Raw genomic sequence first — 7,310 nt, 5'->3', positions numbered from 1 at the left:
CCCGCCCGGCGCCGGCCCCCCCCGGGGGCCCACCCCGCCGCTACCCGCCCGGCCCTGCCCCCCACGGGCCGTCAACCGGGCCGGCGGCGGGGTTTAACACCGGCCGGGGGTCCGCGTCGGGTCCCCCGGGCCCTGCCGGGTCACACGCCCAGCGGAGCCTGCCACACCAGACGGGTGCCGCCGCCGTCGGCCGGGAGCAGCTCGAAGGTGCCGCCCGCCCGCTCGGCGCGTTCGGCGAGGTTGCGCAGTCCGCTGCGGCGCCCGTCGGCCGGGACGCCCACGCCGTCGTCGGTGACGGTGAGCGTCACGGTGCCCCCGGCCGCGCGCAGCGCCACCTCGACGCGGTTCGCCCGGGCGTGCCGGGCGGCGTTGCTGAGCGCCTCGCCGAGCACCGCCATCACGTGCTCGGCCAGCTCCTGCGGCACGTCGGTGTCCAGCAGGCCCTCCATGCTGAGCCGCGGCGCGAAGCCGAGGGTGGCCTGCGCCTCGCCGACGACCCGGGTGGCGCGGGCCCGCAGCCCCCGGTCCGGCTCGCTGTGGGCGCGCAGGCCGAAGATGGTCGAGCGGATGATCTTGATGGTCTCGTCGAGGTCCGCGACGGCCCGGCTGACCCGGTCGGCGGCGCTCTGGCTCTCGATCAGCCGGCCCGCGCTCTGCAGCGTCATGCCGGTCGCGAACAGCCGCTGGATGGCCAGGTCGTGGAGGTCCCGGGCGATCCGGTCGCGGTCCTCCAGGAGCGTCAGCTGCTCGGCGTCCCGGCGTCGTTCGGCCAGCTCCAGGGCGAGGGCGGCCTGGTCGGCGAAGCCCAGCAGGGGGCCGGTCTCCTCGGCGGTGAACGGCGGGCGCCCGCTCTCCCTGGCCAGCAGCAGCACGCCGCGCCCGAAGCCCTCGCCGGTGCCCAGCGGCACGGCCACGGCCGGGCCCAGCCCGGTGAACCGCCCGGGCAGACCGGCGGGGAACCGGGTGTCGCCCTCCAGCTCGTCGCTGGTCGCCGGCGAGCCCGCGGCGTACGCGGCGCCGGACAGCGTGCCGTCCACCGGCACCGTCACCCCGAGCCGGGCCTCCGGCCGCCCGCCCAGCGCCACCTCGACCGTCAGCTCGGCGGCCCGCTCGCCCGGGTCGGCCAGCGCCACCGAGACGTCGGCCAGCTCGGCGCCCGCGATCTCCCGGGCCCGGCGCGCGATCAGCTCCACGACCTCCAGCCGGGGCGCGCCCGACAGCAGGCTCCGGGTGATCTCCGCACTCGCCCGCAGCCACCGCTGCTGGCGGTGCGCCTCCTCGTACAGCCGGGCGTTGTCGATCGCGACCCCGGCGGCCACCGCCAGGGTCGAGATGACCGCCTCGTCGTCGGCGTCGAAGTCCAGGCCGCCGCGCTTGTCGGTCAGGTAGAGGTTGCCGAACACCTCGCCGCGCACCCGCACCGGCACCCCGAGGAAGGTGTGCATCGGGGGGTGGTTCGGCGGGAAGCCCACCGAGGCGGGGTGCTCGGAGAGCACCGGGCAGCGCAGCGGCTGCGGGTCGCGGATCATCTCGCCGAGGATGCCCCGGCCGGTCGGCTGCGGGCCGATCGCGTCGATCTCCTCCTGGGTGAGGCCGACGGTCAGGAACTGCGAGAGGGTGTAGCCGTCCGCGCCGATCACGCCGAGCGCCGCGTAGCGGGCGTCGACCAGGTCGGCGGCGGCCTCCACGATGCGGTGCAGGGCCTGGGAGAGGTCGAGCTCGCGGCCGACCGCGAGCACCGCCTCCAGCAGGCTGTGCACCCGGTCCCGGGTGCCGCGCGCCGCGTCGATCCGCCACTGGAGCTCCTCCAGCAGCTCGTCCAGCCGCAGCTGCGGTATCCGCGGACCGCCGGGGGCGGCCGACGCGGGCGGGGCCGCCGGGACGACGGAGGGGCGTGCCGGTGCGGCCGCGGCGGCCGGGACCGGGGTCGCCCGGGGCGCTCCCGCGTGGGCGGGGCAGCCGGGCGGCGGGGCGTCGTCCGCCCGTTCGCGCCGGTCTCCGCCGGTGCCCGCCCGCGTGTCCTCCGCGCCGCCCACCGGCGTCCTCCTCGTGTTCACATGCTGCTCGTCCGGGTCCGTGACCGGTCGGGAGACCGGGCGGATTGCCTGATTCACGTTAGTGCCGCGGGCATGTGCACGGAACGCCGGGGTCGGTCATGCACGCGCCGGACGGAGTGCAATCGGCCACGCGCGCGCCGGTTGCGCGCTGTTCGCGCCATTCTCGCGGCCGGCCCGGGGGACCAACGGCCCCCGGCCGGGGGGCCCTGCGGCCTCTGGCGGGCGGACCGGCCCGGGGCCAGGGTGGGAACCGGGGCCGACGGAGCGTCAGCGCGCACCGGTCGCTCCATCGGACAGCCACCCCGAGACCCGCCCCCGCAGGGCGGGCCCGCAGCGGAAGGAAACACCCATGACCCCCGCAGTCCTGGCCGGAGTCGACGGATCGCCCGAGAGCACCGCCGCCGCCCACTGGGCCGCCGAGGAGGCGCTGCGGCGCGGGACCGCGCTGCGGCTGGTGCACGCCTGGCCGTGGCTGACCGACGGCCGCGCCGCGTTCGCCGACGCCCAGGACCTCCCGGTCGCCGCCCAGCGGATGCTGGTCGCCGCCGCCGAGGACGTCCAGGCCCGCCACCCCGGCCTGACCGTCGAGACCGACGCGGTGCTGGACGCCGCCGTGGACGGCCTGGTCGCCGCCGCCGAGGACGCCGCCCTGCTGGTCCTCGGCTCGCGCGGTCTGGGCGGCTTCAAGGGGCTGCTGGTCGGCTCGGTGAGCATGGCGGTGGCCGGGCGCGCGTCCGTGCCCGTGGTGGTCGTCCGGCCGGTGGATCCGGCCGCGGAGCCTTCGCAGGGGCCGGCGGACGAAGCGGTGGACGGGACGGCCGGGCAGCCGGCGGTGCCCGAGGTGGTGGTCGGCGTGGAAGCCACCGCGCCCGACGACGCGGTGCTCGACTTCGCCTTCCACGAGGCCGCACTGCGCGGCGCCCGGATCCGCGCCGTCCACGGCTGGGACCTGCCGCCCGCCTTCGCGGTCGTCGGCTTCCTGCCCTCCGGCACCGAGGTGGCCCAGCTCCAGGCGGCGGAGGAGAAGGCCCTGGCGGCCGCCCTGGCCGCCCACCGCGAGCGCCACCCCGAGATCGAGGTCGTCGAGCAGGCCCGTCTCGGCGCGGCCCGCACGCTGGTCGAGGACTCCGCGGGCGCCGACCTGGTCGTGGTCGGCCGCCGTCGCCGCCCGCACGACCTCGGCCCCCGGCTGGGCCGGATCGCCCACGCCGTGCTGCACCACGCCCAGGCGCCGGTGGCGGTCGTCCCGCACGACTGACCGCCCGCGTGGCCGGTGACCTCGCGTCGCCGGCCGCCGGGAGGGCCGCCGGAGGGCCGCCGGGAGGGCGCGGGGACCGCCGCCGACCGGCATCCGGGCCGTTGGACCCTGTCGCCGGTGACCGGCCCGGCGCACCCTCGGGAGTAGCGGGACACGTGGCCGAGCCGGCCGTGGCGACCGGCTCCGGAGCGTCGAGGCAAGGAGAAGGATCACCATGACCCAGTCAGCCCTCACTCCGGCCGACCTGCGGCTGCTCGCCGCCGCCGGCGGCGCGGCGCCCTCGCTGCACAACAGCCAGCCGTGGCGGTTCCGCCCCACCCCCGGCGGGGCCGGGGTGGAGGTGCTCGCGGATCCGGACCGCGCCGTCCCGCTCGCGGACGCCGACGGCGCCGCCGTGCACATCGCGGCCGGCGCCGCGCTGTTCAACCTCCGGGTCGCCGCCGCCCGGCTGGGCCGGGAATCCGCCGTCCGGCTGCTCCCGGACCCGGCCGACCCGCGGCTGCTGGCCGTCCTCGACCTCTCCGCCCCCGTCGCCGGGGCCTCCCCGGCGGGCGGGCCGTTCGGACGGGACCTCTACCCGGCGATCGCCGAGCGCCACTCCAGCCGCCGGCCGTTCACCAACCGGGACGTCCCCGAGGCGGTCGCCGCCGAGCTGATCGAGGCCGCCCGGGACGAGGGCGTGACCCTCGCGGTGCTGGAGGAGGCCGGGGTGCGCCGGGTGCTGGAGGTCACCGCCGAGGCCGAGGACCGGATCGCCCACGACCCCGCCCGGCAGGCCGAGACCCGCTCCTGGCTGCGGCCGGACGCGGGCACCGCCGCCACCGACGGCCTGCCGTACGCCGCGCTCGGCCCGCAGGACCACGACGCCCGGGTGCCGATGCGCGAGTTCGCCGGGCGTCCGCCGCACCACGAGGGGCCGCCGCAGCCGTCCCAGCGCTTCGAGGCACTGCCCCAGCTGTGCACCCTCGCCACCGCGGGCGACGGCCCCGCGGACTGGCTGCGCACCGGGCAGGCGCTGGAGCGGGTCTGGCTGCTGGCCACCGTGCACGGGCTGCGGCTGACGGTGTGGCACCAGGCGGTCGAGTGGCCCGACCTCCGCTGGCGGCTGCGCGACCCCGCCGAGGGGCCCGGGCACGTCCAGCTGGTCCTGCGGGCCGGCTACGGCCCGCCCGGCGCCGCCACGCCGCGGCGCCCGGTGGAGGACGTCCTGGATCTGCCGACGGCGTAGCGGCGGGGCGGGGGGACTCAGGAGATCCGGGCCCAGGCGGTCCAGCTGCCGTCCGTACCGTGGCGCCGGGCCCACAGGTTGCCGTCCGTGCCGCGGGCGGCGATCTCGAACCGGCCGCCGCCCGTGTCGGCGGCGGTGATGCCGACCCCGCCGATCAGGTAGCCGCCCAGGGACGACCAGGAGCCCTTCTTGCCGGACGCGCTGCTCGAACGCGTCCACACGGCGTGGTCGGTGCCGATGACGAACACCTGGCGCCGGCCGTCGCGGTAGGCGTACTCGGTGATGCCGGGCTCGCCGTACTCGCCGCCGCAGAGGTACTCCCCGCCCCAGACCGGGCTGACGCAGTTCATCGGCTGGGCCGCCGCGGCGGACGCCGCCGAGGCGGTGGAGGGCGCCGCGGTCATCGCGACACCGGCGAGAACGGCGGCGGCCACCGCCGTCTTGATCTTCTGCACGGACACTCCTCAGTCGGTCCCGACCGGGACCGCCCGCCGACCGGGCGGCCCCTCGGTCGGGGACACGGGAGTCCGGAGCCGGCGGGTTCACCCGTGGACGACACGTCCGCCCCGCGGCGCCCCTTCGGGCACGGCGGGGCGGACGTGGCGCGCGGTACGGCGCGCCGGCCGGGGTCAGGAACCCATGGCGGCGAGGTCCTTGATGTCCTGGTAGCTCATGCCCAGCTTGTTGTAGAGCCGGACCTGCTCCTCGTTCAGGGCGCCGCCGGCGGTCAGCTCCTTCACCTGGGCATCGGTGAGCGGCGCGCCCGCCCCGCCCGGGCCGTCGGAGCCGTCCGAGCCGTCGGATCCGTCCGAGCCCTCGGCCCCGGCGCCCATCAGGCCCTGGGTGAACCCGGCGGCGAACTCGCCGAAGGCGCTGCCGAGTTCCTCCGCGCTGATCGTGGCGGCGTCGGCGGGGGCCTGGACGGCCGGGGCGTCCTTGGCGAACGCGATCCGCAGCGGCAGGGGGGTCGCCGTGCCGGCCTTGGCGTCCAGCTGGGCGAGGTCGAAGGTCATCGCGGACAGCGCGCCGCCGTCGAGGAAGACGTCCAGGGCCAGGTTGCGGTCCGGCACGCCCGACGGGGCGGTCTTCGGCAGCTTGCCGAGGTTCGGGATGTCCTTGGTGAGCGGCTCGAAGGCCTTCAGCAGGTCGTCCGCCACCTTGCGGGCCGGGGCGGTGACGGTGATCCGCTCCTTGCCGTCCTGCTTCCCCTTGTCCTCGAAGGACAGGTCGTGGGTGAGGATGTCCTTCAGGGACGTGACCAGGCCGTCCTCGACCCCGGGGGCGAGCGTCGGGACGGCGGAGGGCCCGGTGCCGGCCGGCCCGCCGGTCTCCTTGAGGTCCTCGGTGTCGAAGCCGACCCACTTGCCCTTCAGCGCGCCCTGCAGGGCGGCGGGCAGGTCCTTGGTGAACGCGTCGAGTTCGGCCGGGTCCTCGCCGAAGAGGCTGCCGAAGGCGGCGAGGTCGGCCCGGGCGAAGGCCCGCTCGCCGACCTGGCGCAGCTCGACCAGCGACGCGCCGTCCTTGCCGGTGAGCGCGAAGGAGGAGGAGAGCGAGGCGTCCGGCTTCGGGGCCTCGCCGTCGGCGGCGCCCTTGGACGGCTGGACGTCCTTCAGCGGCTTGTCCGCGCTGAGCGCGACGGACAGGCTCACGGCGGCGAGCGCGGTGGCGCTCTCCTTGTCGATCTTCTCGCCGGCGGCCGCCCCGAACGCCTCGATCTGCTCGGCGGTGGCGTCGAACGACACCTTGGCGCTCAGGGACTTGCCCCGGCCGAGCTTGTCGAAGGCCGTCGACACCTTGTCGGCGGCGCTGAGCTGCTGCACGGTGCCGCACGCGGCGAGCCCGGTGGCGAGGACGGCGCTGCAGGCGGCTGCGACCAGGGTGGTGCGGGCGGACCGGCGTATCACGGTGTTGATGGGGTGCTCCTGGGTGCGGCCGGCGGGTGCCGGTGCGGCGGGTACGGGTGTGCGTCCGTGTACGACGTGACGGCATGACGACGTGACACAGACAAGCACAGGAACCCTGGTTCGGGCACCCCGTTTCCCGGCGCCCTCCTCAGGACGGGCACAAACTACCGGACGGGACCGACAGTCCCGCGCGGACCCCCCGGCACAGGGGGCCCGGCGCGGGGCGGCCGGCCCCGTCCGGTCCGTCTCAGCGGCTGCCGCGCCGTCCGCCGGGCGGCAGGACCTCCGCCTTGACCCGCAGCTGCGGACTGTTGCGGAAGCTGAGCGTGAACTCCACCCACTGCCCGACCTTCAGCGGAGGCGGATTGATGATCATCAGATCGGCGTCCTCCGGGGACATCGCCAACTCGCCGCGCTCCGGCACCGGCAGTGCCTCGACCGGCTCCCACCGGCCCGCGGCGCCCTGGTGCAGATGCCGCTTCAGCGTCACCCTGCCGCCGAACTCCCAGTCGGCGCCGGTGAGCTCGTCGGGTATGTCGCCGGGGTTGCGGACCGTGAAGAAGGCGGCGGTGGCCGGCACCCCGCCCGCCGTCGGCAGCAGCAGCCAGCCCGGCCCCACCTCGACCGGCCGCGCCGTCCCGGCTCCGCCGACCGCCGTCCACCCGGAGAGCAGCGCGAGCGCCACCGCGGCCGCCGCCACCGGCGGTCCGGCCACCCGCAGCCGCTCGGCCGCCCGGGACCGTCCGGCCGTCACCGCACCCACCACCCCGCCCACCGGCCCGCGCACCACGCCGCACCCGCCGACCGCCGCGCCCGGGCCGGCCGGCGCGCCGCGCCCGCCGTGCCACCGGGGCCACCGGGGC

General features: G+C 77.3%; 6 protein-coding genes. 2 read left to right on the top strand and 4 right to left on the bottom strand.

Annotation, left to right across the window (positions count from 1 at the left end; genetic code table 11):
* Nucleotides 1-140: 140 nt before the first annotated feature.
* Entirely contained in the window at nt 141-1,838 is a 1,698-nt protein-coding gene (locus ACFXAM_RS36705) for a GAF domain-containing protein (protein WP_380298035.1), read from the bottom strand.
* A 568-nt stretch (nt 1,839-2,406) separates the two neighbouring features.
* Here ACFXAM_RS36705 and ACFXAM_RS36700 point away from each other — a divergent pair.
* Both ACFXAM_RS36700 and ACFXAM_RS36695 read left to right on the top strand, forming a co-directional pair.
* The gene (locus ACFXAM_RS36700; RefSeq protein WP_380298033.1) at nt 2,407-3,315 is read left to right on the top strand and encodes a universal stress protein; all 909 of its coding nucleotides are present in this window, start codon (nt 2,407-2,409) and stop codon (nt 3,313-3,315) included.
* A gap of 214 nt (nt 3,316-3,529) precedes the next feature.
* Nucleotides 3,530-4,543 carry an Acg family FMN-binding oxidoreductase gene (locus ACFXAM_RS36695; protein ID WP_380298031.1) on the top strand — a complete coding sequence of 338 codons (1,014 nt, stop codon included), beginning with the start codon at nt 3,530-3,532 and terminating at the stop codon, nt 4,541-4,543.
* A gap of 17 nt (nt 4,544-4,560) precedes the next feature.
* Here ACFXAM_RS36695 and ACFXAM_RS36690 read toward each other — a convergent pair whose 3' ends face one another.
* From ACFXAM_RS36690 to ACFXAM_RS36680, 3 genes are all read right to left on the bottom strand, one after another.
* A complete protein-coding gene (locus tag ACFXAM_RS36690; protein WP_380298030.1) occupies nt 4,561-4,998 on the bottom strand; it encodes a hypothetical protein in 438 nt (145 codons plus the stop codon).
* Nucleotides 4,999-5,172: 174 nt separating this feature from the next.
* Nucleotides 5,173-6,447 (bottom strand): hypothetical protein, encoded by a 1,275-nt coding sequence (locus ACFXAM_RS36685; protein WP_380298028.1) that lies wholly within the window; start codon nt 6,445-6,447, stop codon nt 5,173-5,175.
* Between the two features lie 247 nt (nt 6,448-6,694).
* Nucleotides 6,695-7,310 (bottom strand): copper chaperone PCu(A)C (locus ACFXAM_RS36680; RefSeq protein WP_380298026.1); only part of this gene is annotated, 616 nt, incomplete at its 5' end.

It is taken from the genome of Kitasatospora sp. NPDC059462 (assembly GCF_042749955.1).
GTDB lineage: Bacteria > Actinomycetota > Actinomycetes > Streptomycetales > Streptomycetaceae > Kitasatospora.
This window is presented reverse-complemented; position numbering and strand designations above follow the sequence as displayed.